General features: G+C 36.8%; 29 protein-coding genes and 2 riboswitches. Of the genes, 27 read left to right on the top strand and 2 right to left on the bottom strand.

The genetic code is table 11. The features are described 5' to 3' along the window. Nucleotides 1-45 precede the first annotated feature (45 nt). From MUN42_RS07320 to thiT, 4 genes are all read left to right on the top strand, one after another. A complete protein-coding gene (locus MUN42_RS07320) occupies nt 46-1,167 on the top strand; it encodes an EpsG family protein (RefSeq protein ID WP_243343995.1) in 1,122 nt (373 codons plus the stop codon). 10 nt (nt 1,168-1,177) lie between these two features. Then, complete coding sequence (locus MUN42_RS07315; protein WP_243343994.1) at nt 1,178-2,323, top strand: lipopolysaccharide biosynthesis protein; 1,146 nt, start codon at nt 1,178-1,180, stop codon at nt 2,321-2,323. Between the two features lie 13 nt (nt 2,324-2,336). After that, a complete protein-coding gene (locus MUN42_RS07310) occupies nt 2,337-2,633 on the top strand; it encodes a hypothetical protein (protein WP_243343993.1) in 297 nt (98 codons plus the stop codon). A 27-nt stretch (nt 2,634-2,660) separates the two neighbouring features. Then, nucleotides 2,661-2,748: riboswitch (TPP riboswitch) on the top strand. 28 nt (nt 2,749-2,776) lie between these two features. Continuing rightward, a complete protein-coding gene (gene thiT / locus MUN42_RS07305) occupies nt 2,777-3,316 on the top strand; it encodes an energy-coupled thiamine transporter ThiT (RefSeq protein WP_243343991.1) in 540 nt (179 codons plus the stop codon). Between the two features lie 47 nt (nt 3,317-3,363). Here the strand turns inward: thiT and MUN42_RS07300 are convergent, their stop codons facing one another. Then, complete coding sequence (locus tag MUN42_RS07300) at nt 3,364-4,998, bottom strand: hypothetical protein (RefSeq protein ID WP_243343990.1); 1,635 nt, start codon at nt 4,996-4,998, stop codon at nt 3,364-3,366. Then, nucleotides 4,982-5,755, bottom strand: a complete 774-nt coding sequence (locus tag MUN42_RS07295; RefSeq protein WP_243343989.1) for an ABC transporter ATP-binding protein — start codon at nt 5,753-5,755, stop codon at nt 4,982-4,984. Before MUN42_RS07295 ends, MUN42_RS07300 begins: the two co-directional genes overlap by 17 nt. Nucleotides 5,756-6,340: 585 nt before the next feature. On the opposite strand from MUN42_RS07295, the gene MUN42_RS07290 reads away from it, so the two are divergent. The 23 genes from MUN42_RS07290 to MUN42_RS07180 all read left to right on the top strand — a co-directional run bounded on the left by MUN42_RS07290 (nt 6,341) and on the right by MUN42_RS07180 (nt 26,529). Then, nucleotides 6,341-6,808, top strand: a complete 468-nt coding sequence (locus tag MUN42_RS07290) for a hypothetical protein (protein ID WP_243343988.1) — start codon at nt 6,341-6,343, stop codon at nt 6,806-6,808. Nucleotides 6,809-6,863: 55 nt separating this feature from the next. Continuing rightward, entirely contained in the window at nt 6,864-7,019 is a 156-nt protein-coding gene (locus MUN42_RS07285) for a hypothetical protein (protein ID WP_243343987.1), read from the top strand. A 955-nt stretch (nt 7,020-7,974) separates the two neighbouring features. Further along, entirely contained in the window at nt 7,975-8,874 is a 900-nt protein-coding gene (locus MUN42_RS07280) for a YegS/Rv2252/BmrU family lipid kinase (protein ID WP_243343986.1), read from the top strand. A 91-nt stretch (nt 8,875-8,965) separates the two neighbouring features. After that, nucleotides 8,966-9,445, top strand: coding sequence for a CarD family transcriptional regulator (locus MUN42_RS07275; protein WP_243343985.1), 480 nt, complete (start codon nt 8,966-8,968; stop codon nt 9,443-9,445). A 10-nt stretch (nt 9,446-9,455) separates the two neighbouring features. Further along, nucleotides 9,456-10,586: a PIN domain-containing protein gene (locus tag MUN42_RS07270; RefSeq protein WP_243343984.1), complete on the top strand. Its 1,131-nt coding sequence runs from the start codon at nt 9,456-9,458 to the stop codon at nt 10,584-10,586. Next, on the top strand, nt 10,579-11,283 hold the full coding sequence (locus MUN42_RS07265) for an IspD/TarI family cytidylyltransferase (protein ID WP_243343983.1): 705 nt from the start codon (nt 10,579-10,581) through the stop codon (nt 11,281-11,283). Before MUN42_RS07270 ends, MUN42_RS07265 begins: the two co-directional genes overlap by 8 nt. Next, nucleotides 11,283-11,756 (top strand): 2-C-methyl-D-erythritol 2,4-cyclodiphosphate synthase, encoded by a 474-nt coding sequence (gene ispF, locus MUN42_RS07260; protein ID WP_243343982.1) that lies wholly within the window; start codon nt 11,283-11,285, stop codon nt 11,754-11,756. The genes MUN42_RS07265 and ispF overlap by 1 nt, the downstream gene beginning before the upstream one ends. Then, entirely contained in the window at nt 11,757-12,926 is a 1,170-nt protein-coding gene (metK, locus tag MUN42_RS07255; RefSeq protein ID WP_243343981.1) for a methionine adenosyltransferase, read from the top strand. Between the two features lie 8 nt (nt 12,927-12,934). After that, complete coding sequence (locus MUN42_RS07250) at nt 12,935-13,984, top strand: rod shape-determining protein (protein WP_243343980.1); 1,050 nt, start codon at nt 12,935-12,937, stop codon at nt 13,982-13,984. A gap of 1 nt (nt 13,985) precedes the next feature. Next, nucleotides 13,986-14,672 (top strand): 2,3-diphosphoglycerate-dependent phosphoglycerate mutase, encoded by a 687-nt coding sequence (gene gpmA, locus MUN42_RS07245; protein WP_243343979.1) that lies wholly within the window; start codon nt 13,986-13,988, stop codon nt 14,670-14,672. 118 nt (nt 14,673-14,790) lie between these two features. Beyond that, nucleotides 14,791-15,453, top strand: a complete 663-nt coding sequence (locus MUN42_RS07240; RefSeq protein WP_243343978.1) for a winged helix-turn-helix domain-containing protein — start codon at nt 14,791-14,793, stop codon at nt 15,451-15,453. A 69-nt stretch (nt 15,454-15,522) separates the two neighbouring features. Next, nucleotides 15,523-15,638, top strand: a riboswitch (FMN riboswitch). Nucleotides 15,639-15,694: 56 nt separating this feature from the next. After that, nucleotides 15,695-16,288, top strand: coding sequence for an ECF transporter S component (locus MUN42_RS07235; protein WP_243343977.1), 594 nt, complete (start codon nt 15,695-15,697; stop codon nt 16,286-16,288). Between the two features lie 77 nt (nt 16,289-16,365). Then, nucleotides 16,366-16,812, top strand: coding sequence for a tRNA (adenosine(37)-N6)-threonylcarbamoyltransferase complex ATPase subunit type 1 TsaE (tsaE, locus tag MUN42_RS07230; RefSeq protein WP_243343976.1), 447 nt, complete (start codon nt 16,366-16,368; stop codon nt 16,810-16,812). Beyond that, on the top strand, nt 16,793-17,476 hold the full coding sequence (tsaB, locus tag MUN42_RS07225; RefSeq protein WP_243343974.1) for a tRNA (adenosine(37)-N6)-threonylcarbamoyltransferase complex dimerization subunit type 1 TsaB: 684 nt from the start codon (nt 16,793-16,795) through the stop codon (nt 17,474-17,476). Before tsaE ends, tsaB begins: the two co-directional genes overlap by 20 nt. Further along, entirely contained in the window at nt 17,451-17,888 is a 438-nt protein-coding gene (gene rimI, locus MUN42_RS07220; RefSeq protein WP_243343973.1) for a ribosomal protein S18-alanine N-acetyltransferase, read from the top strand. Before tsaB ends, rimI begins: the two co-directional genes overlap by 26 nt. Continuing rightward, entirely contained in the window at nt 17,885-18,895 is a 1,011-nt protein-coding gene (gene tsaD, locus MUN42_RS07215; RefSeq protein ID WP_243343972.1) for a tRNA (adenosine(37)-N6)-threonylcarbamoyltransferase complex transferase subunit TsaD, read from the top strand. The genes rimI and tsaD overlap by 4 nt, the downstream gene beginning before the upstream one ends. A 1-nt stretch (nt 18,896) precedes the next feature. Beyond that, complete coding sequence (locus MUN42_RS07210; RefSeq protein ID WP_243343971.1) at nt 18,897-19,250, top strand: hypothetical protein; 354 nt, start codon at nt 18,897-18,899, stop codon at nt 19,248-19,250. Further along, nucleotides 19,250-20,638 carry a S41 family peptidase gene (locus MUN42_RS07205; RefSeq protein WP_243343970.1) on the top strand — a complete coding sequence of 463 codons (1,389 nt, stop codon included), beginning with the start codon at nt 19,250-19,252 and terminating at the stop codon, nt 20,636-20,638. The genes MUN42_RS07210 and MUN42_RS07205 overlap by 1 nt, the downstream gene beginning before the upstream one ends. Nucleotides 20,639-20,803: 165 nt before the next feature. Beyond that, the gene (locus MUN42_RS07200) at nt 20,804-22,495 is read left to right on the top strand and encodes an ABC transporter substrate-binding protein (RefSeq protein ID WP_243343969.1); all 1,692 of its coding nucleotides are present in this window, start codon (nt 20,804-20,806) and stop codon (nt 22,493-22,495) included. Between the two features lie 74 nt (nt 22,496-22,569). After that, nucleotides 22,570-23,535 carry an ABC transporter permease gene (locus MUN42_RS07195; protein ID WP_243343968.1) on the top strand — a complete coding sequence of 322 codons (966 nt, stop codon included), beginning with the start codon at nt 22,570-22,572 and terminating at the stop codon, nt 23,533-23,535. A gap of 9 nt (nt 23,536-23,544) precedes the next feature. Then, nucleotides 23,545-24,423 (top strand): ABC transporter permease, encoded by an 879-nt coding sequence (locus MUN42_RS07190; RefSeq protein ID WP_243343966.1) that lies wholly within the window; start codon nt 23,545-23,547, stop codon nt 24,421-24,423. Nucleotides 24,424-24,431: 8 nt separating this feature from the next. Next, nucleotides 24,432-25,445, top strand: coding sequence for an ABC transporter ATP-binding protein (locus tag MUN42_RS07185; protein WP_243343964.1), 1,014 nt, complete (start codon nt 24,432-24,434; stop codon nt 25,443-25,445). Nucleotides 25,446-25,524: 79 nt separating this feature from the next. After that, complete coding sequence (locus MUN42_RS07180) at nt 25,525-26,529, top strand: oligopeptide/dipeptide ABC transporter ATP-binding protein (protein ID WP_243344052.1); 1,005 nt, start codon at nt 25,525-25,527, stop codon at nt 26,527-26,529.

Raw genomic sequence — 26,529 nt, 5'->3', positions numbered from 1 at the left:
TATAAAATTGTAGGTAAGTTCAGCTTTTTATGCTATAATGACTATATGGGATTTGCTTTATTTACTGGCATAGAGTTGTTGCTTTTTGCTATTAATTCTATGGTGGATTTTAAAAATAAGAAACAATTTAATATAGCCACAGGTCTTATGTTTTTTATCATGTTTGTCTTTGCTGGCCTAAGGGGGAGTGGAGATGCTGATTATTACAATTACCTGTGGTTTGTGAGGGATATTGGAACAGATCTTGGCAAGGTCTTTGATGGGTCCTATCCTGTGGAGTTTGCCTTTAGGATAGCTTCCTTTGTGGTAAATGCCCTAGGCCTATCAAGGCAGTTTGTCATAGTGCTTATGAATTTGGCATCAATTTTGCCGATCGCTTATATTTCTATAAGGGAGAGTTATAATCCGTTTTTGTCAGCGATTGTGTTTTTGCCAATTTTTATCCAATTTGATATGCAAACTTCAAGGACGGCATCAGCCATAGGTCTTTCTTTTATGGCTGCCTATCTTTTTATTAAGGGGAAGAAGTTTGGAGGAGTAGTATTTTTTGTCTTATCCTTCTTCTTTCACAAGTCTGCCCTTATAGTCTTGCCATTTTTGGTCTTGTTAAATTTTAGGATTTCTAATGGCTTTAAGGTCTTTACTAGCATCATTGCCCTTGGCCTTTCACTTTTTTCTATGAGCTTTTTTAGGATTATCCAAAGACTTGTAAGTGCTATGGGGCTTGGTATCATAAGTAGGAAGATAGAAAATTATGTCTTTTCGGGATTTTTTGCACAGCAGATGCATATTTTTGATCCTAGGATTATTTTTATGGCTATGCTCTTTGCTTTCTCTATTATGTATTTTGGCAAGGAGTCCTTTGCTAAGGATTCAATAGAGGAAGTAGCATCCAAGGCTATATGGTATGGCCTAGTAGTATTTTTGGTCTTTAGGGCATCTACGGCAGTTGCCTTTAGGTTTGGGAATTTCTTTACGGTTTATCAGTTGATTTTCCTTCCTGTCCTTATAAGGGAGAGTAGGAGGATAGACAAGTCGGGACTATTTTTTATAATTCTTTCGATTATATTATTTGTAATCCCCTATGCTATATTTCTGATGAACAAGGCCCCAGCCTATGATTTTTTCTTTACTAACCCTAATGCCATCCATTCATTAACAGTATAAAGAGGAATTTATGAGAAAAATTACAAGTGATCAATTATTAAAAACAGCAAAGAAGAACTTGCTTCTGATATTACTTCCAGGGCTTGTGCTTTTTGGGCTAATATTTTATCTAACAGCTGCCAAGGGCTCCAAGTCTTATGAGGCAGAGGCTATGCTTATGGTTAAGGGACTTGATGATGAAGAGGGACTTTCATACAACAATATTCTCCTTAATGAGAAACTTTCTAATATCTACGGGCAATTCCTAGAATCAGCTGATCTCTATGATAAGGTCAGCGATAAGCTAGGAGCTGATTTTGAAGGGGAAAATATTAAAGGAAGACTAGCTTATGAAGTAAATCCGGCTTCAGGACTTATTACCTTTATCTACAAGGATAAGGATGAGGCCAGAGCAGCTGATACCTTAACCCTAATAACCGAGGAGTATAGGTCTGAGATTAAAGATTTTTTGAATATGGATAATATAGACTACCTTCAAAAGGTCAAGGTAAGCGAAAGTTCTAATGTAAAAGGGATTATTTTTTCTGTCCTAGGATTTTTTGTGGGAGCTTTTTTAGGAGTCTTATTAATAATATTAAAGGCTATTTTATCTGATAAGATTGGAGGAGCAGAAGATATTGAGAACCTAGGCATAAGGTGCTTGGCTTCTAGTAAGGATGACCTTCTTAGGATTAAGGTTGCCATAAATAACCTAACCGACAATTCTGTCATAGGGGTAGCTGATCTTGGTAAGGACAAGGAGACCTTTGACTTTACTAGAGGTCTTGCCATGGAAGTAGCTAATTCCTTGGGAGTCTTATTGGTAGATGCCAGGGGCAAAAATTCTGATGTTGATGGCAAGTATTTAAGCACCAAGGAAGAGATTAAGGTCCTAAGAAAGGGGGTCCTTGACCTTATTAAGTTTGATAAGCCAGAGGAAGAAATCTTTGATTCATATCAATTTGAAGATAAGCTAATGGACGTTAAGAATTCTTATAACTATGTTTTAATAGATGAGGGTGGCCTAGATTCTAATATAGCGACTATTGGGCTAAAGTATGAGGATTACAAGATTTTGCTAGTAGATAAGAGGACCAAAAAAGAAGAACTTGTTGGCAAGGTTCATGACATAGAAAGCCTTGGAGTCAAGGTATTAGGGGTGGTCTACTATAAATAAGAAAATTTTGCTTGTGGGTCTACTTCTGACACTCACATCTTGTGGCAAGGAAGTAACTTATCAAAAACAGGATATAGAGATTAGGGAAGGCTCACCAAGCCATGTAAAATCAGACTATGCCATAGGTCTTCCCTATGAGCTTATAGAAGAAAGTGAGCTGTATGAGGATGAAGAAGCTAAGAGGTCTTTCGAAACATTGGACAAGGGGTCTCTTGTCAATATCCTAGGAGAAAGTGAAGAAGACCTTATCTATGTGGACTACCTTGGACTAAGGGGTTATGTTGACAAGACAAAGCTTAAAGAAATTTGATTAGAGTATATAAAAATATATAATATTAACGAACACTAGGGGTGCCTTATGGCTGAGAGAAACCCTTTAACCTGATCCGGGTAATGCCGGCGGAGGTAAGTTGTTATTTGCCTCCTTGGGTTTTGTTCAAAGGAGGATTTTTTATGAAAAAAAGTTGGTCAGTAAAGATGCTAGTCGAAGCAGGCTTGTGCATAGCCCTTTCCTTCGTACTAGGAAATATAAAGATATTTACTATGCCTCAAGGTGGATCTATAACAGCAGGACAAATGATCCCTCTTATAATATTTGCCTTAAGACACGGTTTAGGTAAGGGTATGATAATAGGTGCTGCCTATGGATTCTTGGATATGATTATTGGTGGTTATATAATTCACCCAGCCCAAGCCCTACTTGATTACCCGTTAGCCTTTGGAGCCTTGGGACTTGCAGGAATTTTCTCAGAAGAATTTAAACAAACCAGGTCAATCAAGCCTGTATTTCTAGGAAGTGCCTTGGGAGTAGTAGTTAGATATATCTGCCATGTATTGACAGGAGTTATCTTCTTCTCATCTAGTGCAGGTAGCCAAAATGTGTGGGTCTACTCAATACTCTACAATTCATTCTTGCTAGCAGAATTCTTGATAACAGCCCTAATCATCTACCTACTAAGGGGAATTATAACAAAAGACTTGGTAAATATGTAAGATTAAATAAAAGCCTCGGAGCAAAAACTTCGGGGCTCATTTTTTTATTAAGATCTAATTCTAAAGGTCTTGTGGCCTATCTTGTAGACTAAAAACAAGGTAAGGCCTACAAAGCCTATAGAAAATATGATGACTAGGGCCATAAAGGTATAAAAGCCAACAAAGTCAAATAGCCTAGGGGCTAGGTAGATACATATAAAGTAGAGGGCTATATCTATTAGGGATGATATCTTTCCTACAGGCTTACCCTCTTGGTCAAAGGGTTGGAAGATATAGTATTGCATAAGGGGTAGGCAGGTAAAAAATAATCCCATAAAGACTATAGAGATTACTCCGCCGACCATCTCTCCTATCCTTATTTCTGATACGACAGATGTAACTAGGCTAAAGGAAATTATCAAGGATAGGGTTGGCACTACCATTATCTTAAGGAGGGAGATAAGCCTATGCTTGAACATGGCTAGGAGGTTCTTATTTTCCCTATAAAAACCATAAGGGATAAGACCCTGGTCACAGTTTACATACATGGTCTTTATTATATTATTTTGCTTGCACAAGATATACATAATCATAGGCAAGAAATATACCAAGGAGTCAGAGTCTTCTTGATCTGAAGGCTTGATGAAAAATTTTAAGGCAATGAAGAGGGCTAATCCCAAGGCTAAAACTATGAGGGACCTAATTATAATAGGCTTAGTTATTAACTTCTTGTGCCTTATAAAAAACAAGTTGTTGAGGTAGGCAAAGCCAGTCCCCTTAACTTTTTCGTATCCTATATTCTTATCTTCGATTTTGGTAGTAAGGTCATTAGTGGTATCTAACTTATCAAGGTTAATTTGGTAGTCCCTGTTGGCCTTTTCTAAGACATAGGCATAGGAAGTGAAGTTTTTCATATAGGCTAGTCCTGCTAGTAGGCTTATAAAGCCAAAGGCAAAAGCTACAAGGCTTATGCTAAGAGGAGCTATACCTGTCCACAAAACTCCTAGGGAGACTCCAAAGTTTATTAGGGTCATTAGGGCTAACTGAAAAAATATATTTTGAAAGATGGTTTTTTTATCTTTCATATAAATTCTTAGCCGAAAAATCGAAGCTCCAAGCTCTAGGCAGAAGATGGCAGCTGACATAATGATACTTACATAAATAGGCAGATTTCCAAAGACCTTAAAGTAGACTGCAAAGACCAGGCTTCTCCCTACAAACCTAAAGGCTGGGTCATAGTAGAGGAAGGACTTGAATAAGTCTTTGGGATCCATATGAAAGCTATTATAATAATCATTGATAGAGGCAAAATTATCAGTGATGAAATTTCTAATTAGGGCCAAGGATAGGTAGAAGATAGGGACAATCATTCTTCCTGCCAGATAATTATTTAATTCCATCATAGATCCTGGCTTGTATCCTATAAGGCTCACTATGGGATTTATATTGATTAATACAGAGAATATTATCAAGTCAAAAAACAAGGGAGCCAATAGGGAAAAGGCAGATTTTATTGCCCTGCCTAGGAAGGAAAATATTGGGTAAAGGGCATAGACTACTTCCTTAAATTCAAAAAAGTTATACTTATCCCCTAGCCTTTTTCCGATTATCGGTAGCTTTCTTGTAGTCCAAACTAGGCCATTTATGGTCTTGGCTAGGTTTACTTTTTGGATGATAGAAAAGGCCCTATAGCTCTTGTTCATAGTTAACTTCTTTCTTATTGGATAGCTTCCTTGAGGCTTCCTTAAATTCATCATCTTCCTTATCACGGGTCAATAGGGAGATTACAGTATCTTCAAAGTTAGGATCGTCTTTGATAAGGCCGTCCACAGCTTGGAGATTTTTTTCGTGGAGGAGGCAAATCTTATCGCATATATCCTTGGCAAGGCCCATGATATGGGTTGAAAATATTATAATATGGTCCTTACTGATTTGCCTGATTATATTTTTCATCTGAGCTTGGACTACTACATCTAGACTTGTCAAAGGCTCATCCATGAGGATAACTAGAGGTTTTAAGACCAAGAACATAATCATTTGTAATTTGTTTTTCATACCTGTTGAATAATCTTGGATTAGCCTATCAGCATCATCCAGGTCAAAGTCGACTAGGTCAAAATATTCATTAATATCTACGTTTCCATCGATTTTATCCTTGTTGGCATCGACGAAGAACCTAATAAATTCCCTACCAGTTAAAAACTTAGGAAGCTCAGGTTCACTTACCATAAAGAATATATCCTTAAAATCTAACTTGTGGGTAGATCCTCCATCCTCTAGGTAGACCTCTCCACCATCCTTGTCTATACTTTCATTAATTATCCTAAAGAGGGTAGTTTTTCCTGCTCCATTCCTACCGAGGAGGGCATAGACATAACCCTTGTCAAAACTAAAGCTTGCCTTGTTTAGGACTTCTTTATTTCCAAATGACTTATCAATATCTTTTAAAACTAGTTCCATAATATCCTCTCTATTCTTTTACTATAAAAATAACATAATAACTATAATTTAGTCAAAATAAAAATTATTAATGAATATTTACAAAATATTATGGACTTGACTTGAAATACCTAATAAAATAATAGAATATAAAAATACAAATATATATCTGTCGCCTGTTTTTGGTAATAGTAAATATAAATCAGATGTAGCTTTGGAGAAAAGAGCTAATATGATTATTGAGCTATGGAAGCTTATAGATAAAGAAAGACTCCCTATAAAAAAATCTTTGCCAAAATTTTCTCCATGTACCAAAGATAGCTTATTTGGAAGCTTCTATATAGATTTGTAGTCTAATATATATTCATGTGGAGCTGATTTGGGAAATTCTAAAAGAATTGAAGGGAATCCTGACAAAAGGAATTATATTTTTGAAAAAAGAAAATCGTATTTTCCCGATGCATGTTATACCTGTATGTTTTTTTATAAGTGCATGGGTGGATGTAACTATAAGAAAGAAGCTTGTAATATACATTGTCAATATCAATATCTTAAAAAAACATATGATTATTATTTTGCTCATATTAAAAGAGATAAGGAAGACCTATGAAAAAATATTTAAAAGAAACAAAAACTATACAGTTAGTTATCATACTAACAATGATCCTATCAAGTCTTTTGATGGTTATTAACTCTTACTTCAATACTTGGATGACTAACGCTATTATAGATGGCAATATAAGTAAATTTATAAAACTTGCCATAGGGGTAGTTATCTCTATGAGCCTTGTTCCACTTTTATCTTATATAAATGGAAAATTCATATCAAGATCTGACCAAAGGATAGCAAATAATTTAAGAGAAGATTACATAGACAATTTTATTATGACTTATACTCCAAAGATTGATAGGAAAAAGTTATTAGCAGATGTTATAAGCCAGATGACTATGAATGTAGCCACCAAAAATCAACTTGAGCTAAATCTCCTAGGTGAAAATATCATGCTCGTAATGATATCGCATGTATCTGATGATAATAAAAAACTTTATGATGAAATCATAGAATTAAAGTAGATGTTGATATATATAATAATATATGTTGATATAAATAATTATATAGGAGAAAAAAATGAAAGAAAATGAAAATCTAAAAAATGACATTGATGATTTATGTAATGTAAAAATTGAGGTTGAATGTGAGCCTTATGAAGAAGAAAGAATTGCTCATGATCAAACGTTCTTTACATGTGGATGTTTCGGAGGTAATACAATAACAAAAGATTAAAGTAAGAGTTGATGGCAAAGGGCCGTTGTAAGAGCCCTTTGTACAACTTCATCTAGTATATAATACATTAAAAATGTTCTACTAGATAAATAAAACAATATTATAGATAGGATAATATAGAATAAAGGCAGATAAGTTGTCCTTGCCTTATAGGATTTTTCTAAGTTCAGGGTACTTAATTGACACTTTAGTTAGAAACTATGCTATTTTTTTTGCTATTTCTATGTCATATGATGAATTGATAAGCTTAGTATCATTTGCTACTTCTAGTTTATCTTTTGTTCTTACTTTGTCTTCTATATTCTCATTAAGTGGGTCTAAGAGGTTTGGTGCTTTGCTTCCTAAGTATATGTATGTAAGTGCTTCTTTTAAACCTACTATTCCATCACTTACAAAGTGTAATATACTTTCTAATAGGTCTGCTACTTCTCTTTCTAGCTTCTAGTATATGCTTTTAGTGTCTCTTGCTCAAATTGACCTAATCTATCTCTAGGTATCTGAAGGTCAATGTTTCCGAATTTAGTTTTTAAATTTCTATGATAACACCTATTTCTTAAATTATAAGATCCATAGCCTTTCTACTCCATTTGTCATAATCTAAAAATACTGTTAGTTCTGATTTTAGGAGATATTTATAGCTATTTCAAACTGCCTTCTAAAAAAATCATTAATATCTAATCCTTGGGCTAGTATTTGCATTAATTCTGTGTTAAAATTCTCCATAAGAGAACTCCTTGTTAGTTTATGTTTTTCTTTTGTTTCTTAACAAAACTTTACAAGTTTGAGTTCTCTTTTTCCATTTTACACATAATATTTTATACTATGTAATAATGTAAAGAAAAACAAATTTCATCAATACCAAGTGATATAATCTATAAAAATTTCTAGCATTTTGTATTTAAATTTGCTTAAATGCAAGTAAGATTAAAAATAAGATTATTTTTAGGAGTTTATTATGAAAAATATCTTGTTTATCTACAATCCAAATAGTGGTCAGCAAAAACTTGCTGAGCATTTGCCAGAAATTATAAATTATTTAAGTTCGAAGGGTCTCCTAGCTAGCGTCTATGCTACCCAGGATGTGGGAGATGGAAGGAAAGTAGTACAAAAATATGGCAAGGACTATGAGAAGATAATAGTCTCTGGAGGGGATGGTACCCTAGATGAGATTATATCGGGAGCCTTAAAGTCTGATAGTGATCCTATCTTTGCCTACATACCAACTGGATCTACCAATGACTTTGCAAGTTCTCTAGAGATATCCCTAGATATAGAAGAAGCAACTACAATGGCTGTCGAAGGTCAGGCTGACCCAATTGATGTGGGTAAGATTGACGATAAGTACTTTGTCTATGTGGCAGCCTTTGGTACCATATCAGATGTATCCTTTAATACTGATCAAGGCATCAAGAATGTCTTTGGCAGGAGTGCCTATGTTTTTGAAGGACTAAGAAAGGCCCTTCCTCTCCAAAATATGGATTCCTACCAAACAGAGGTCGAAATTGACGGAGAGCTTATAGAGGGAGACCTAGTTCACTTTATGATCACCAACTCCTATAGTGTGGGTGGCTTCAAAAATCTCATGGGCAATAATGTAGGTCTTAATGATGGAATCTTTGAGCTAACTATGATAAAAAAACCTACCGGTCTTGCCGATATTAATAAAATTGTAGCAGGCCTCACATCCAAAAAAGAAAATGACATGGTTATCTTTAGGCAAGGTAAGTCCTTTAAGATAAAAACTGACAAGCCAGTAGCTTGGGCATTAGATGGAGAATATGGTGGCGAAACTAGTGAGAGCCAGATAGAGATCCTTAAGGAGAGAATTAGGATAATAAATGGCGTCAATCATTGAAATAATTGACCTAGTGTGATATAATTTTATACTTACGTTTACTAAATTTACCGAATAGGTTATAATATAAGTAGGAGCCTAGGAGGTATAAATGTTTAAAATCGGCGATAAAATCGTATACCCTATGCATGGGGCAGGTACCATAGATGCAATCGAAAAGAAAGAATTTTTGGGAGATGAGAAGGAATATTATATCCTAAAAATGCCTATTGGGGATATGGATATATCTATACCTACATCAAAAATCAACGATATGCATATTAGGGAGGTAATTAGTAAGGAAGAAGGCGATAAGGTACTCGCAATCTTGGATGATGAGCCAAGCAAGATGAGTAACAATTGGACCGCAAGATATAGGCAAAATCAAGAAATTTTAAAGCAAGGAGATATTTACGAGATAGCAGAGATGGTAAGAAACCTTGCCCTCCTTGATAAGAAAAAGGGACTTTCCACAACAGAAAAGAAGCTATTAAATAGGGCGAGGAGGATCCTTGCAAGCGAGCTTGTTATGGCAGGCTCTCTCAAGAAAGAAGAAGCAGAAGAGATGATAGATGAGTCTATAGGACTCTAAGGAGTAGTTGATGAAGAGAATAATTCGATTGGTGCTTTTAATAATCGGAGCTGTTCTTGGAATTGTGCTATTTAGATTAATAAATGCCGGATTGGACTTTTTACCGGGATCCGGCATATATTTTATTTTAGCCAATGCAATAGCAGCCGTATTAGGAGCATTACTTTTTTATGTACTAATAGATACTTTTGGCAATAGATTTGCTAAAAGTTTCGTAAATTTTGAAGATAGTTTAAAGAAGATGCCCGCCAAGAATTTAATTGTGGGTATTATAGGAGCTATATTAGGATTTTTGATTGCAGCCTTAGTTTCAAAACCTTTGACCGAATTAAGCCTACCTTATGTAGGAAATTCAATTTTTGTGCTATTATCAATTTTATTATATATAGGTTTGGGTTACTTGGGATGGAGAGTTGCAGGCAATTCTACCGATGATATTGTAAATATTTTCCAAAGAAAAGATAATAAGGATACCAAGGAGACCAAAGATAGCAAGGATACTAGGGAAGCCAAGTCCTACAAGGCTGATAAGAATAAGAACATTGCCACTCCAAAGATATTAGATACTTCAGTTATAATCGATGGGAGAATCCTAGATATAATTGAAACAGGCTTTATAGAAGGCGACCTTGTAGTAAGTGACTTCGTCCTAGAAGAACTCCAACACATCGCCGATAGCCCTGACGACCTTAAGAGAGAAAGGGGCAGGAGGGGTCTTGATATAATCAAAAAGATCCAAGAAAATGACAAGATTAATTTGAAGCTAAGCCACAAGGATTACAAGGATATCAAGGAAGTTGATTCAAAACTTCTAAAACTTGCCATAGACTTTAAGGGTAAGGTCTTTACCAATGACTACAACCTAAACAAGGTGGCAGATGTCCAAGGTATTCCTATCTTGAATATAAATGACCTAGCCAATGCCCTAAAGCCAGTAGTAATTCCTGGAGAGCTAATGAGGATAGAGGTAATCAAGGAAGGTAAGGGCAAGAACCAAGGGGTAGGCTACCTCGAAGATGGAACTATGGTTGTTGTAGAAGATGGGCTTAAGTATTTAGACCAAACTATAGATGCAGTAGTAACTTCAGTCTTGCAAACTAGTGCAGGAAGAATGATATTTGTAAGGTCAAAAAATGATTGATAATAAATTTTTATCCTGCATAGTTATAGCTGCAGGGTCTGGATCTAGGATGGATAGTGAGATCAACAAACCCTATATCGATCTAGGTGGGAGGAAGGTCCTAGAGATTACCCTAGATACAGTATGTAGTATAGAGGAAATTGATGAGCTAATACTCGTTATTAGGAGGGGAGATGAAGATCTCCTAGAGGACTTTTTGCCTAAGTATGACAAGAGGACGAGGGTGATTTATGGCTCTTCTACTAGGGAGCTATCTACTTTTGAGGGACTCAAGGCTCTTGACCCAAGGACCGAGCTTCTTATAACCCACGATGGGGTAAGGCCCTTTGCGACTAGGGAGCTTTTTTATAAGGTCATAGATGGTCTAAGGACCAATAAGGCGGTAGTTAGTGCAGTAAAAACAAAGGATACAGTCAAAATCGTAGATGAAAATATGTACGTAGACTTTACGCCAAATAGGGACTTTGTTTATTCTATCCAAACTCCCCAAGGTTTTGACAAGGACCTCCTTTATTCCATGTATGAAGATTATATAAATAGTGAGTTTAAGGTAACCGATGACTCTGGCCTCTTTGAATTTTATAAGAGAAAAGAAGGGGTCAAGGTCTTAGAGGGTGAGTATTCTAATTTCAAACTCACGACCAAGGAAGATATTATTTTTGCTAGAGCCTATATAGAAGGGAAAGAAAACGTATAATGAGAATTGGAATAGGATACGATGTTCATAAATTAGTTCAAAATAGAGACCTAATCCTAGGTGGAGTAAAGTTTGATTATGAGCTTGGCTTACTTGGCCACAGTGATGCCGATGTTCTAACCCATGCCATAATGGATGCCATCCTTGGAGCCTTGGCCCTACCAGATATTGGAAACTTGTTTCCGGATACAGATCCTTCCTACAAAGATATTTACTCGATTGAGCTTTTGGATAGGGTAATCGACCTGATGGATGAAAAAGGCTATAGGATTTCTAATTTGGACAGTGTAATTATTTGTGAGATGCCCAAGATCTCACCCAAAAGAGAAGAGATAAGAAAGCTTTTAGCAGAGCATCTAAGGACAGATATGGAAAATGTAAGTGTCAAGGCTTCAACCAGTGAAAAACTAGGCTTTACAGGAAGAGCTGAGGGGATTGAGGCCAGGGCAGTTGTTTTATTAGAGGAGAAATAAGTGAAGAGATTAATAACTAGTGAATCAGTTACTGAAGGACATCCTGACAAGGTATGCGATCAAATTTCTGATGCTATCTTGGATGAATGCCTTAAACAAGATGAAAATTCAAGGGTAGCCTGTGAAACTGTAACAACATCAGGTTTGGTTTTAGTTGTAGGAGAGATTACAACCAAGGCCTACGCACCTATAGAAAAAATCGCAAGAGACACAATTAAGGAAATTGGCTACGATGATCCAAAGCTAGGCTTTGATTATTCAAATGTAGCTGTTTTGACCTCCCTTATCGAGCAATCATCAGATATTGCCCAAGGAGTTGATAAGGCCCAAGGTTATGAAGATGGAAAGGAAGACTACGATAAGATCGGGGCAGGGGATCAAGGAATGGTCTTTGGCTATGCTGACAATGAATCAGATAGCTACTTGCCGATATCTGTAGTCTATGTTCAAAGACTAGCTAAGAGGCTAAGCGATGTCAGAAGGGAAGGAATCTTGCCTTACCTAAGACCAGATGGCAAGAGCCAAGTAACAGTAGAATATGATGATGGGAAATTAACAAGGATAGATTCTATAGTAATATCTGCCCAACATAGTGCTGATGTAGAACTCGCTACTATAAGGGAAGACATAATAAGAGAAGTAATAGATGAAGTAATTGATGAGGACCTAATAGATGAAAATACCAAGATTTATGTAAATCCAACAGGTAAATTCGTAATAGGTGGCCCTAAGGGCGATAGTGGACTTACAGGAAGAAAAATCATAGTAGATACCTACGGTGGTTACTCAAAATCTGGTGGTGGAGCCTTCTCTGGAAAAGATCCTACTAAGGTAGATAGGTCAGCCGCCTACATGGCAAGGTATGCAGCAAAGAATATGGTAGCGGCAGGACTTTGCGATAAGCTTGAGATAGGCCTATCTTATGCCATTGGTATAGCAAGACCACTTTCTATATATGTGGATAGCTTTGGTACTGGAAAATATGATGATGAGAAACTCCTAGAAATCGTAGAAGAAAACTTTGATTTTAGACCTAAAGCCATCATTGATAAACTAGACCTCAAAAGACCAATCTATAGAAAGACAGCAGCCTTTGGCCACTTTGGCCGTGATGATGAGGACTTTACCTGGGAAAGACTTGATAAGGTAGAAGAGCTAAAGAAGTATTAGGAGCAAAAATGGCAAGACTAAGAAGAGCTATAGCAATAGATTTAGGAACATCATCAGTTTTAATCTATGTAAACAACAAGGGGATTGTAGTAGAAGAACCGTCAGTTATAGCACTTGACGAGCTTACAGGAGATATTCTTGCAGTAGGTAATGAAGCGAAAAAGATAGTGGGAAGGTCAGCAGGCAATGTTAAAACCGTAATGCCCCTAAAGGATGGAGTCATAGCAGACTTTGAAGCAACAGAGAGGATGCTAAAGTACTTCTTAGAGAAGGCTACAAACAAGAGTCTCCTAAAGCCAGACCTTTTAATCTGCGCCCCTTCAAGATCATCCCAGGTAGAAAAAAGAGCCCTCCTCCAAGCAAGCGATAATGCCGGAGCCCACAGGACTTACCTTATAGAAGAGGGCCTTGCTAGTGCGATAGGAGCTGGAGTAGATATAGCAGATCCCCTAGGAAGTCTAGTAATAGATGTAGGTGGAGGCACCACAGATATAGCAGTCATATCTATGGGACAAATTATAACCAGCTCATCAATTCCTGTAGGGGGACTAATCTTTGATAGAGCCATCAAGGACTTCCTTAGACAAAGATATGGCATCCTTATTGGAGAAATAAAGGCTGAAGATATAAAAATCGCAGCAAGTTCAGGGAGTAGTGAAGGATCAATAGAAGTTACAGGTAGGTCTATAACCAACGGCCTAGCTCAAAAAATCTACCTTCCTATAGGGGAAGTTTTTGAAGCCATAAGGGAAAATATAGACCTCATAATTTCATCTATAGAAGAAGTCATAGAGGTAACCGCACCAGAGCTAGTATCAGATATTTATGAAAGGCCAGCCATTCTAACAGGTGGTGGAGCCCTAACACTGGGACTTGCTAAGAGAATAAAAGAAAAATTAAAAATTGATGTAGAAATCTCTGAAAATCCTTCAGAATGTGTTATAATAGGAACAGCGAAGGCACTAAACTGGATTGATTCGCTAGATGAAGAACGCAATGAAGCTATAAAAGATAAGCAAAAAGAAATGGAAACAAAAGAAAAATTAAGGAGAAGATAGGATGAAAAAACTAGTTCTAGTAAGACATGGACAAAGTGAATGGAACCTTGCCAACAAATTTACAGGTTGGGTAGATGTTGACCTTAGCGAAAAAGGTGAAGAAGAAGCAAAAGAAGCTGGTAGAAAGATCAAGGAAGCAGGCATCAAATTTGACCATGCTCACACATCAATTCTAAAAAGAGCTATCAAAACTTGTAACTATGCCCTAGAATATTCTGACCAAATGTATGTTCCAGTTGAAAAAACTTACAGACTAAATGAAAGACACTACGGGGGCCTTCAAGGACTAAACAAGGCAGAAACAGCAGAAAAATACGGAGATGACCAAGTTCATATCTGGAGAAGATCTTATGATACCCTACCTCCAGAACTAAGCGAAGAAGAAATCAAAGAACAAAGCCAACTAGACATCTACAAGTCACTACCAGTAGATGTAATTCCTAAGGCAGAAAACCTAAAAGTTACCCTAGAGAGAGTATTGCCATACTATTTTGATAGCATTGCTCCAGAACTACTAAGGGGAGAAACAGTCCTAGTAGCAGCTCATGGTAACAGCCTAAGAGCCTTAGCTAAACACCTAGAGAAAATTTCAGATGATGATATCATGGACCTAGAAATTCCAACAGGTCAACCTTTGGTTTATGAACTAGATGATGAACTAAATGTAGTTGAAAAATATTACCTATAAATTTATAGGTAGATAGGGGGCCTAGTAAGGGTCCCCCTTATTTTCAATTTAAAAGACAAGTTATTTTTAGTTTTACTTGCAATAAAAATAAAATTATGTTTTAAAGAGGGTGATTATATTGAGAATAGCATCAGTAGAAAATGAAAATGGAGTATCCTCTCTAATAAACACTCGTTTTGACAAGAAGGAAGTAGTAGTTGATAAGATAGATTCTATAGATGAACTTATATTTTCAGACCTTACCAAGTATGACTTGATCCTTGTGGATATGAGCCACAATATGTGCTTGCAAGTCATACAATTTATCAAACAACAAAGCAAGATTCCAGTAATCTATCTAACCCAAGAATACAAGAAAAACCCCTTCGAGGCTGACATAGATGATGAAGAATTTGTAATCCATTCCTACACCAGAGAGGAGTTTACAAACAAAATCATAAGGAAGGTCAATGAACTAAGGTCTGCCAATATAATAAGCCTAGGCTTTTGTACCTTGGATAAGGATAATGGGGTCTTTAGGATAGGAAATAATATATTGGATCTTACTACAAGTGAAATTGAAGTTTGTGCTATACTAATAGAGCATATGGGAGAAGTCTTATCTAAGGACTATATAGCTAATGAAATGGCTGATAGGGGGATAAAGACTACGGCGAGGTCTGTTAGAGAATATATAAGAAAAATTAGAAATGAATTTAAGAAGGCAGATATTAACCCAATAAGGACTGTAAGTAGACAGGGCTACAAGTGGGTAATAGACAAATGTGAGAACATTCTTTAGAAACTTTGCTTATTTAGAAACTTTGTGGTAATATGTACCTATAAATAAAATAAATTATAATGATCTAAGGATCGTCTTCAGGGTGAGGTGAGATTCCTTGACCGGCGGTAAAGTCCGCGAGTTCTGTGAACTGAATCAGTGAAATTCTGATACCGACAGTATAGTCTGGATGGAAGAAGAAATGAATCTTTTTTGTTGCCCTGAACTAGGGCTTTTTTTTCTTGCCCTAAAAGGAGGAATTGTGAATAAAAATAAAATATTTTCTTTGAACTCTATTGTTAAAATAGGTATCTTGTCAGCCATATCCTATGTGCTTATGTTTATCCAACTACCTATCCCTATAGCACCACCCTTCATGAAGGTAGACCTAGCCGATGTGCCTGCTCTACTTGGTGGCTTTGCAGGAGGTCCTCTTGTGGGGGTCATCGTTCAATTAATTAAGAATGTCCTAAACCTAACCAAGACCACAACAGCAGGAGTTGGGGAGCTATCAAACTTTATAGTAGGTGCTACCTTTGTTTTTGTAGCAGCTAGTGTTTATAGGAAGAGAAGGAATAAGAAAAATGCTATAGTGGCCCTAGTCCTAGGAGTCTTGGCTATGACGGTAATAGCAACCCTATCAAACGCCTTTGTAGTATTTCCAGCCTATGGTAAGGCTATGAAACTTGATATGATGGCCTTTGTAGAGATGACCCAAGGGGGAAATGGCCTTGTAAGCTCATACTTTACCTTGATGCTCCTATCAGTAGCTCCTTTTAATATAATTAAGGGCTCTGTGGCATCTCTCGTAACCTACTTCCTCTACAAGAGGGTATCACCCTTACTTAAAAAATAAGAAACTATAGGTCCTGCCTCATGGTGGGACTTTTTCTATTTATATCCTTTGGAGTATAATAGTATAAGGAGTTATTTATGGAAATTAAGAATTTAGAAGAACTTGAGTCCTTTGCTCATGACTTATCAGCTCTCTTAGTTGAGGGAGATGTTGTTAATTTAATTGGAGAAATGGGAGCAGGCAAGACCACCCTAACTTCTCTTATAGCAAAAGAGCTCGGCATAGATGATTCATCATCACCTACCTTTGCCTTGGTTAATATCTACGAGGGAGATAAGAAGATTTACCACTTAGACCTCTATAGGCTAGATGATCCGGATGATATATTGGATATAGACTTTGAAGAGTATTTTTATCCGACTGATGCCATTAGCTTTATAGAATGGTCTGTAAATGCCAAAGACTACTTGCCAGATGGTATGATTGATATAAATATAGAAAAAATAGACGAAAATACTAGAGAGCTTACAATATCAGATGAGAGCCAACGAGGAAGGGAAATAAATGAACATTTTAGCAATTGATACATCAACTATGATTTCAACTGTAACTATAGCAGATGAAAATGAGATTATAGGAGATTTTAATGTCAACCAACAAAAGACCCATAGCGAGTCTATGGTCCCTATGATCGAGACCTTGTTAGGGCTTTTGGGAATGGAGATAGCTGATATTGATAAATTTGTAATAGCCAAGGGGCCGGGGTCTTTTACAGGACTTAGGATAGGGATGACTATAGCAAAAACCCTTGCCCAAGTTTATAAGAAGGACCTAATCCCTATAAGCACCCTCCTTGCCCTAGCCAACAACAGTTCATCAGATAGGGTCAAGGTCCCTATGATAGATGCCAGGGGCAATAGGGTCTATGGTGCAGCCTATGACAAGGACTTTAATGAGCTAATCAAAGAAGACCTTTATACCATAGATGATTTTTCAAGAAGGGTAAATGAGCTTGGTCGAAGCATTGAGCTTATAGGAACTATGAATGAAAAGTATGAGGATAGGTTCGGTAGAGCCATCTCTCTACCCATAAATTTCAACAATTCTATAGGGAGGTCCTTAATAAAGATTGCCCTAGAAGGTGAGCTAATAGGAGAAGACCTCTATACTATAAAACCAAATTATCTTAGGAAAAGTCAAGCTGAAAGGCAATTAATAGAAAATGATAAGAAAGATGCAAATAAGTGATACCGACAGGGTTTACCAAATCGAAAATGAGTCTTTTTTTGAGCCTTGGAGCAAGAAGCAACTTATAAGGGAGCTTACCCAAAATAGCCTACTAAGCCACTATGTCTACGAGGATAAGGGCGAGATACTGGGCTTTTACATAGCAAGCAAGGTCCTAGATTTGGTAGAGGTCTTTACTATAGCAGTCGATAAAAATTATAGGAAAAGGGGGGTAGGAAGCGAATTATTATCCCACCTAATAGATAAGTCGGTCAAAGAAGGGGCAAGCGAAATATGGCTAGAAGTTTCTACCAAAAATAAAAGAGCCCTTGCCCTATATGAAAAATTCGGTTTTGAAAGAGTAGGCATCAGGAAGAATTACTATCAAAAGTTAGGAGAAGATGCCTACAATATGAAAAGGATACTTAAATGACAGATTTTTATACATTGGGAATAGAGACAAGTTGCGATGATAGCTCTGTTGCTATTCTCAAAAATGATAGAGAAGTTCTCGTAAATTTAATATCATCTCAGATAGATATCCATACCCTCTTTGGTGGAGTGGTACCTGAGATTGCAAGTAGGAAGCACTTGGAGGCTATAAATCCTCTGATAGATAAGGCCCTTAGTGATGCGGGCTTGACCTATGAAGATATAGACCTTATATCAGTAACTAAGGGGCCTGGTCTTATGGGATCACTCTTGGTAGGGATATCAGCCAGTAAGGCCTTATCCCTCGCTCTAAATAAGCCAATGATTGGGGCAAACCATATGCAAGGCCATATTTGTGCTAATTACCTAACCCACAAGGAGTTAGAGCCTCCATTTATATCCTTGGTTGTATCAGGGGGCCACACCTATCTATGTAAGGTAAACTCCTACACAGACTATGAGGTTGTGGGTAGGACTTTGGATGATGCGGTAGGAGAATCCTTTGATAAGGTCGCAAGAAAGATAGGTCTTGGCTATCCAGGTGGACCAAAGATAGATAAGCTATCCAAGGAAGGCAATAAGGAAGCCATAGACTTCCCTAGGGTAATGCTCGAGAAGAATTCCTATGACTTTTCCTTCTCAGGGCTAAAGACAGCGGTTATTAACTACGCCCACACCCAAGAGCAAAAGGGAATAGAGGTAAATAAGGCTGACCTTGCTGCAAGCTTTGAAGAGGCAGTGGTCGATGTTTTGGTAGCCAAGTCTATGAAACTCCTAAGGGAAACAGGCCTTAAGACCCTCGCCGTAAGTGGGGGAGTCGCTGCAAACTCTAGGCTTAGAGAGAGACTTAAAGAAGAGCTTGATAAGGAGGGGATGGAGCTTTATTATCCAGATCTTATCTTGTGTACCGACAATGCAGCTATGGTGGCCATGGCAGGCTATCTAAATTACAAAAATGGTGATACAGACAGCAAATTTATGAAGGTTTACCCAAACTTGGAATTATGATATGGCAAAAAGTGAAAGGTCTAACCCTAGGGTTAGAAATATTATCAAAAAATACAATAAATTAAATAGGATAAGCGCCATAATACGGTTTTTGGCAGGACTTGGTGTGCTGGGCTTTGGCATTTATTTTAGGGAAATTTTTGAAGTGGTATTTGGGGTCTTTGCTATCCTCTATTCCTTCGGAGTATTTAGGGCAAGATCCTATTCCATAGGGGGAATCAGAAAAGCTGAGGTCAAGAAACTTTACTTTATTATGGTCTTTATAGGAATCTATTCTCTAGTAAATCCTATAGGAAACATTGCCCTCTTATTTGACCTCTACAAGAGGGACCTAGTCCTAAATGGAGGCCTCTAATGAAGGCTAAAGCAAAAATTCTTAGTCTTATCTTACTTGTAAGCTTTGTAACAGCCTGCGTACCTAGAAGGTTTGACCAGCTTATGGCAAGGAGAGCTCAGTTTACCTATGAGAGGGAGGGTACAGTTCTAACAGATGGGAAATTTCACCCAGATAAGATTGAAGAATTTAGTGTAGATGAGTATTTAAAATGGTACCAAGGCCTAAAAAGTCCCCTCAAACTTGAACTTCCTGACCCCAAAAAACCTAAAGAGCTAACGAAGGATGAAATGGTAGAAGACTTTGAGGTCCTCTTTAAGGAACTTAAGGAAAACTACCCATTTTTTGAAGTCCTCAAGAGAAGGAACAAAATCGATTTTTTGAAATCTCATGACAAGTATTTAAACATGGTCAAAAAAGCTAAGACCGATGAGGAATTTATCGAGACTTTAAAAATGATTATGGGAGACCTTAAAAGCGACCATGCCAAGATAGCTGATAAGGCCTATGTCAAGGATACCTTAGACTACTTTGCCCAAAATTTCAAGTCCCCATCCATATATTATGAATTTTTAAACCTTAATCGAAGCGTGGTAAGGAATAGGTATGACCTAAAGGGCAAGCAATCTGATGAAGATAACATAGACCTCTATAGGAGAAGGGCTATCTTTGAAACGGCTGATCCTAGTAACCTAAGCTTTGAAGATCTCGGTAAGGGTCTTGGCCTTATTAAAATTAAAGAGATGGCAGGAGTATCTAAGTATAGTGAAGACCTAAAGGTCCTAAAGGACTTTCTAAAAAACAAGCACCTCTATAAGGCCCTTATCATAGATATTAGGGGCAATTCTGGAGGAAACGAGGACTATTGGCAAAACTTCCTCCTACCAAAGCTTTTAACCAGTCCAAAAAAAGTTACAAACAGTCTATTCTTTAAGGACTCTGATAAGGCAAAGCTTATCTTTGCAGATGAGAACTTGAATGCAGAAAGGCTAGAAAATATGGATACCTCTGCCCTAAACATTTTAAATACCAAGGACATAGAAGGATTTGACCTCTATATGAAGGACATAATATCCATTAGCCCTGATAAGTCCGATAGGGACTATGGTTTTGATGGAGAAATATTTATCCTAGTGGATAAGCAAGTATATTCGGCAGCAGAAGGCTTCACCAACTTTATGAAAAATTCCAATGCTGGCATCCTTTTGGGCGAGCAAACCAAGGGTGATGGTATAACACTGGGACTTATTAATTCAGTCTTGCCAAACTCAGGGATAGTCTTTACCTATACCAACACTCTGGGCTTTGATAGTGAGGGCAAGCTCAACGAAGAAAATCCTACCAAACCTGATATAGAAACAAATTCCTATAAGGATAGCATAAGAATAATCCAAGAGATGATAAGATGACCTGATTTATATCGGTTTTTTTCTTTTGATTGAAAACTTAGCGTTTTAAAGTGTCAACTTGATTTCCGTTTATGAAAGTGCTACAATGTTATATATAGGAAAATGTTTGCGATTCCAAGGATTTCCAAGTAATTCAAACATTTCAGAAAAACTATTGGAGGGAATATGAACAAGAAATTTTTATCTTTAGCCTTGTCTACAATGATGCTTCTTACTGCATGTGGTGGGGGAAACTCAAACCAACCTGCAGAAAATGCTAGCACAGACCAAGGCGCAGAAACTGCTACTACAGAAGTAGCTGAGACAAATGAAGGTGCAGATCAAGAAGGTAAATCTCTAAGGATGCTTTTTGATAAACAAGGTGAGGGAACAAACTTCGATACACCTTGGTGGAACAGAGGAGATATCTACAAGGTAATTACTTTTAGATCCCTATTCAAAGCTAATCCAGAATTAACAGAATTTGAACCAGACCTATTAGCTGACTATACTATGGCTGATGATGGAATGTCTTACGAATTCAACTTAAAAGAAGGTGTTAAATGGTCAGACGGAGAAGCTTTAACAGGTGATGATGTTAAATTCTCAATCGAAGGTGCTTTAAAGGGTGCTAAGGTTAACTCTATTTATACAGGTGCTTTCTCATCAATCAAGGGAGCAAGTGCGTATAAAGATGGATCAGCTGAAGAAGTTGAAGGAATCAAGGTAGACGGAAATAAGGTTACCCTAGAGATGGAAAAATCTGTAGGTAATATGATTCCAGTCCTATCACAATTTGCTATTTTACCTCAACATGGCTTTGAAGGTGTTGATATGACAGAATACCACACAGCTGATTTCTGGAAGGCTCCTATAACAAATGGTATGTATAAGGTTAAAGAAGTTGTTACAGACTCTTATATAGCCCTTGAGCCAAATGAAAATTATGAAAACCAAGCTCCAAAGATCCAATCAGTAGTTGTAAATATAGTACCATCTGACGCTAAACTAAACTCAGTATTAGGTGACCAAGCTGACGTATTTAATACCAAGGCTCCAACTGAAGTTACATCTGTTGATAAGAAGGAAAACTGGGAAGGTCAAACTGTAGATACCCTATTCTATTACTACCTAGTATTTAACCAAACAGGTAATGAACAAAGACCTGCTAATAAATGGGTACAAAATCCTAAGTTTAGACAAGCAATTTACTATGCTATAGATAGGGATAACTTAACAGCATCATTATTCCCTGAACTAGCTGAAAAGTCTACCTATGGTGTACCAGAAAAAGACTCAGAAAACAAGAATACAGAACTTGAAAAATTTGATTACAACCCAGAAAAAGCAAAAGAACTATTACAAGAAATAGGCTACACAGATGATCAACCATTAGAATTTAGATACTACATGGCTGACCAAGCTTCAGTAGACCTATATAATTCTATAGCTCAAAACCTACAAGCGGTTGGTATTAGCGTAAACGTTCAAAAATTTGCAGGAGATGCTACTCAAGAGCTAATGGAACTAAGAAACTATGACTTTGCTCTAAAGGGGCTATCAGCATTTGGTTATGAAGAGTGGTATGGAGAATATGTTCCACAAAATAACAACCTTGTTAAAGTATTTGGTGAAGAAGTAGGATCTAAATACGATGCTAAATACCAAGAATTACTACAAGAAACTGACGAAACAAAGAGAGCAGAAATACTAAAAGAACTTCAAAAGATAGAAGCAGAAGACCTATCAAAAGAAGTAATCTTTATGCTAAAGAATGATATCTTTGTTAACACAGACAACGTAGAAACTAACGGTGCAAAATTTACCAACCCATGGTTTGCAGCTGATATAGGATTTGAAAATTGGGAATTAAAATAGCTTAGTTTAGAATTAAGGAGTTGTTTTTAACTTTATGCTAAGACAACTCCTTAAATAATGGAAAGAAGGAAATTATGAACAATAATAATATTTTCAAGTACATATTAAAGAAATTATTACAGATGATCCCTATGCTAGTAATTATTTCTTTCTTGATTTTTGTAGCTTTGAAAGCTATGCCAATAGACCCTATCAACTATTTACTTCCACCAGGAACATCCAGAGATCCTGCCATGATCGAGGCTTTAAGAGATAGGTATGGTCTAAATGACCCTATTTTCGTTCAATATTTTAGATGGATTAGTAATGTTGTTAGGGGAGACTTTGGTTATTCTATAATTAATGGTCAAGCTATTAGTGAAATACTTGCCCAAAAGCTTCCAGCAACTTTGGAATTAGCAGTTGCTTCTTTAGTTATTTCAACATTTTTAGGAATATTTTTAGGTATCCTATCAGCCGTTAACCAAAATGGTCCAATTGACTATATAGCAAGAGTTATTGGAGTTATTGGCCAATCTATACCAGAATTTTTATTTGGAATAGTTTTGATATCAATCTTTGCCCTATCCCTAGGCTGGTTACCAGTAGGAGGTAGGAATATATATGGTATGAGTACTTTTGTAGATAGGATCAAGAACTTAATCCTTCCTGCTGGAGCCTTATCCATAGCCATGATTGCAACAGTTCTAAGGTATACTAGAAACTCAATGCTAGGAGTTATGAATCAAGAGTATATAAAGACTGCAAGGTCTAAGGGTATTAGAGAATCCAAGGTATATTTAATGCACGCCTTTAGAAACTCTATGGGACCTATCCTAGTTACTATAATGCTTAGAATACCTGGACTTGTAGGTGGTTCTGTAGTTATTGAGTCAGTATTTAACTGGCCAGGAATTGGATCTACCCTCATGGGGGCTGTAACTAGTGGTGATTATCCTATCATAATGGTAACAACTCTACTTATTGCTACAGTAATGTTGGCAATATCTTTCTTAGTAGATGTTATATCAGCCTTACTTGATCCAAGGATTAGATTATAGGAGTTTATTATGAGTGAAAATAAAATCAATGTAAAAAGAAAGCCAAAATCATCTCTAGCTAAGAGATCTATTCAAAAGTTTTTTTCTAATAAGCTTGCTATATTAGGTCTAATTATAGTTTTGGCGATGATTATATTATCAGTATTTGCTCCGATTTTTGCAACTTATGATCCAAACCAAATTGATATGGCATCGTTAAACCAAGCACCCAGTGGGATCCATATCTTTGGAACTGATTCTACTGGACGTGATTTATATTCAAGGTTACTATATGGTGGTAGAATTTCTATAATGATAGGAGTTGTATCAGCTATGACAACATCAATTATAGGAACAGTCTTGGGTCTAATAGCTGGATATTTTGGAGGCTTTATTGACTCCATTCTTATAAGAATTTCCGAAATCCTCCAATCCTTCCCTCTAATTATCTTGGTAATGGTCTTGGTTACAATCATAGGACCATCAGTAACCAATATGATTTGGGTATTTACCTTTGTAGGTTGGATGACAGTATTTAGAATTGTAAGAAATGAAGTATTAAGACTTAGAGAAGAAACATATGTTGATGTAAACAGGGCCTTTGGAATATCTGACTTCAAGATAATGTTTAAAGATATCCTACCAAACACTCTAAGTCCTATCATAGTAGCAACTACAATAAACATAGCTTACTTTATCCTCCAAGAGACTGGCCTATCCTTCTTGGGACTAGGTGTACCAACTAACGTTCCTACTTGGGGAACTATAATAAATGCAGCTAAGTCTATTACTGTTATACAAATGTATAAGTGGCAATGGATAATTCCAGGTCTAGTAATATCATTATTTGTAATGAGTATCAACTTCTTAGGTGATGGTCTAAGGGATGCTCTCGACCCTAGAAATTAGGAGATATTATGGAAAATATTATAGAATTAAGAAATTTGTCTACTGAATTCAAGGTAGGTAAAAATATCATAAGAATAGTAAAGAATGTTTCATTAGATGTAAAAAAAGGACAAATCCTATCCATAGTAGGAGAGAGTGGTTCTGGTAAGTCAGTTACAGTAAATTCTATGGTTAATCTCTTGCCTAAGAATGGAAAAATAGCATCAGGAACGTCAATGTTTAAGAGTGAATCTCTAAAGGATATCGACATCCTTGCCCAAAAACCTTATGGCAAGACCATGAGAAAAATTAGGGGAAATGAGATCGGCATGATCTTCCAAGATCCTATGCAATCCCTAAACCCAGTATATACTGTAGGATATCAAATTATGGAAAATATAAGAGAGCATAGGGATATATCAAAAAGTGAAGCTCGTTCTATAGGTATAGAGATGATCAAGAAGCTTGGCATACCTGAAGCTGAGTCAAGGTTTGACAACTACCCTCACCAATTCTCAGGTGGTATGAAGCAAAGGGCAATGATTGCTATTGCCATGGTAAATAACCCTGACCTTCTTATAGCAGATGAGCCAACAACAGCCCTTGACGTAACAATCCAAGCCCAAATTATGGACCTTATGAAGGATATGAGAGATAAGGAAGGTAAGTCAGTTATCCTTATTACCCACAATATGGGACTTGTAGCAGAAGTGGCTGACCAAGTAGCTGTTATGTATATGGGAAGAATTGTAGAATATGGTGAAGTAGCGGATATTTTCACTAACCCATCCCATCCTTATACCAAGGCTCTTCTTAAATCAGTTCCTATTCCAGGAATGGATAAGAATAAAAAACTTGCCACAATACCAGGCGAGACTCCAGACCCTGCTTCTTATGTAAAGGGATGTGAGTTTGCATCAAGATGCCAATATGCAAAAGAAGAATGTAAAAATAGGGATATTCCTTTATATAGGATAGAGGGCAACCATGTAGCAAGGTGTATCTTACATGAAGGTAGCAAGGAGATTGTAGATGAAAACTGATAATACAAATCAAAAAACAATTGATAATTCAAATTCAGATATAAAATCAGCAATTCACACAAATCTTGACAATAAAGATATGAAGTCTAGTAATAATGAATTGGTTTTTGACGTAAGAGGCCTTAAAACATACTTTCCTATCTATGAAGGAACTTTCAAAAAAAAGAAAGTAAATGATGTAAAGGCAGTTGATAATGTGACATTTACAGTAAAAAGAGGGGAAACCATTGGTGTTGTAGGAGAATCTGGATGTGGCAAGACAACCCTAGGAAGGTCTATTATGAGGCTAGAAGAACCTACTGGTGGAGAAGTTTTGTATAACCTCCATGGAACTATGACTGATATAACTAAGTTTAACAAGGATCAATTATTTGACTTTAGAAAAGAAGTGCAAATGGTCTTCCAAGACCCATACTCTGCTCTAAACCCAATGAGAAAAATTTATGATTCCTTTGCAGAACCCCTCAAAGCCCATGGTGTAAATAGCAAAGAAGACCTTGAGATGATAATGGAAGATAGGCTAAGAAGAGTTAACCTAAGACCAGAGTTTATTTATAGGTATCCACACGAATTTTCCGGTGGTCAAAGGCAAAGACTTTGTATAGCCAGAGCCCTATCAGTATCACCTGAAGTAGTTATACTTGATGAGCCGGTATCAGCCCTAGACGTATCTATCCAAGCTCAAGTTATTAACCTCCTCCAAGATATCCAAAAAGAATTGGACCTAACCTATGTATTCATTGCCCATGACTTATCAGTTGTAGAATATATCTCTGATAGGATAATAGTAATGTACCTAGGTCATATATTAGAATACGCTGACAGTGTTGAATTAAATAGAAAGCCTGCCCACCCTTATACAGAGGCTCTTCTATCTGCTGTGCCAATTCCTGAAGTTGGAAGAGAGTCAAAGAGAATAGTCCTAGAAGGGGATGTACCAAGTCCAATCCACAAACCTTCTGGCTGTCCTTTCCATAATAGGTGTCCAAAATATATAGGAGAAATTTGCGAGCAAAAAGTTCCAGAATTTAAGGACTTAGGAAATGGTCATTTTGTAGCTTGTCACCTATACCAAGGGAAGTAG

Source organism: Anaerococcus sp. AGMB09787 (assembly GCF_022808955.1).
GTDB lineage: Bacteria > Bacillota > Clostridia > Tissierellales > Peptoniphilaceae > Anaerococcus.
Note: the sequence above shows the minus strand (reverse complement) of the source record. Positions and strands in the feature narration are given on the sequence as shown.

Bases quoted from the DNA above. Each gene is read 5' to 3' on its own strand.
- MUN42_RS07210 (WP_243343971.1), top strand. From the start codon at position 18,897: ATGGCAAAAAGTGAAAGGTCTAACCCTAGGGTTAGAAATATTATCAAA.
- MUN42_RS07195 (WP_243343968.1), top strand. From the start codon at position 22,570: ATGAACAATAATAATATTTTCAAGTACATATTAAAGAAATTATTACAG.
- MUN42_RS07185 (WP_243343964.1), top strand. From the start codon at position 24,432: ATGGAAAATATTATAGAATTAAGAAATTTGTCTACTGAATTCAAGGTA.
- gpmA (WP_243343979.1), top strand. From the start codon at position 13,986: ATGAAAAAACTAGTTCTAGTAAGACATGGACAAAGTGAATGGAACCTT.
- tsaE (WP_243343976.1), top strand. From the start codon at position 16,366: ATGGAAATTAAGAATTTAGAAGAACTTGAGTCCTTTGCTCATGACTTA.
- rimI (WP_243343973.1), top strand. From the start codon at position 17,451: ATGATAAGAAAGATGCAAATAAGTGATACCGACAGGGTTTACCAAATC.
- MUN42_RS07275 (WP_243343985.1), top strand. From the start codon at position 8,966: ATGTTTAAAATCGGCGATAAAATCGTATACCCTATGCATGGGGCAGGT.
- MUN42_RS07265 (WP_243343983.1), top strand. From the start codon at position 10,579: ATGATTGATAATAAATTTTTATCCTGCATAGTTATAGCTGCAGGGTCT.
- MUN42_RS07300 (WP_243343990.1), bottom strand. From the start codon at position 4,998: ATGAACAAGAGCTATAGGGCCTTTTCTATCATCCAAAAAGTAAACCTA.
- MUN42_RS07295 (WP_243343989.1), bottom strand. From the start codon at position 5,755: ATGGAACTAGTTTTAAAAGATATTGATAAGTCATTTGGAAATAAAGAA.
- MUN42_RS07190 (WP_243343966.1), top strand. From the start codon at position 23,545: ATGAGTGAAAATAAAATCAATGTAAAAAGAAAGCCAAAATCATCTCTA.
- MUN42_RS07315 (WP_243343994.1), top strand. From the start codon at position 1,178: ATGAGAAAAATTACAAGTGATCAATTATTAAAAACAGCAAAGAAGAAC.
- MUN42_RS07250 (WP_243343980.1), top strand. From the start codon at position 12,935: ATGGCAAGACTAAGAAGAGCTATAGCAATAGATTTAGGAACATCATCA.
- MUN42_RS07200 (WP_243343969.1), top strand. From the start codon at position 20,804: ATGAACAAGAAATTTTTATCTTTAGCCTTGTCTACAATGATGCTTCTT.
- tsaB (WP_243343974.1), top strand. From the start codon at position 16,793: ATGAACATTTTAGCAATTGATACATCAACTATGATTTCAACTGTAACT.
- thiT (WP_243343991.1), top strand. From the start codon at position 2,777: ATGAAAAAAAGTTGGTCAGTAAAGATGCTAGTCGAAGCAGGCTTGTGC.
- MUN42_RS07180 (WP_243344052.1), top strand. From the start codon at position 25,525: ATGAAGTCTAGTAATAATGAATTGGTTTTTGACGTAAGAGGCCTTAAA.
- tsaD (WP_243343972.1), top strand. From the start codon at position 17,885: ATGACAGATTTTTATACATTGGGAATAGAGACAAGTTGCGATGATAGC.
- MUN42_RS07280 (WP_243343986.1), top strand. From the start codon at position 7,975: ATGAAAAATATCTTGTTTATCTACAATCCAAATAGTGGTCAGCAAAAA.
- MUN42_RS07205 (WP_243343970.1), top strand. From the start codon at position 19,250: ATGAAGGCTAAAGCAAAAATTCTTAGTCTTATCTTACTTGTAAGCTTT.
- MUN42_RS07290 (WP_243343988.1), top strand. From the start codon at position 6,341: ATGAAAAAATATTTAAAAGAAACAAAAACTATACAGTTAGTTATCATA.
- ispF (WP_243343982.1), top strand. From the start codon at position 11,283: ATGAGAATTGGAATAGGATACGATGTTCATAAATTAGTTCAAAATAGA.
- MUN42_RS07320 (WP_243343995.1), top strand. From the start codon at position 46: ATGGGATTTGCTTTATTTACTGGCATAGAGTTGTTGCTTTTTGCTATT.
- MUN42_RS07270 (WP_243343984.1), top strand. From the start codon at position 9,456: ATGAAGAGAATAATTCGATTGGTGCTTTTAATAATCGGAGCTGTTCTT.
- MUN42_RS07285 (WP_243343987.1), top strand. From the start codon at position 6,864: ATGAAAGAAAATGAAAATCTAAAAAATGACATTGATGATTTATGTAAT.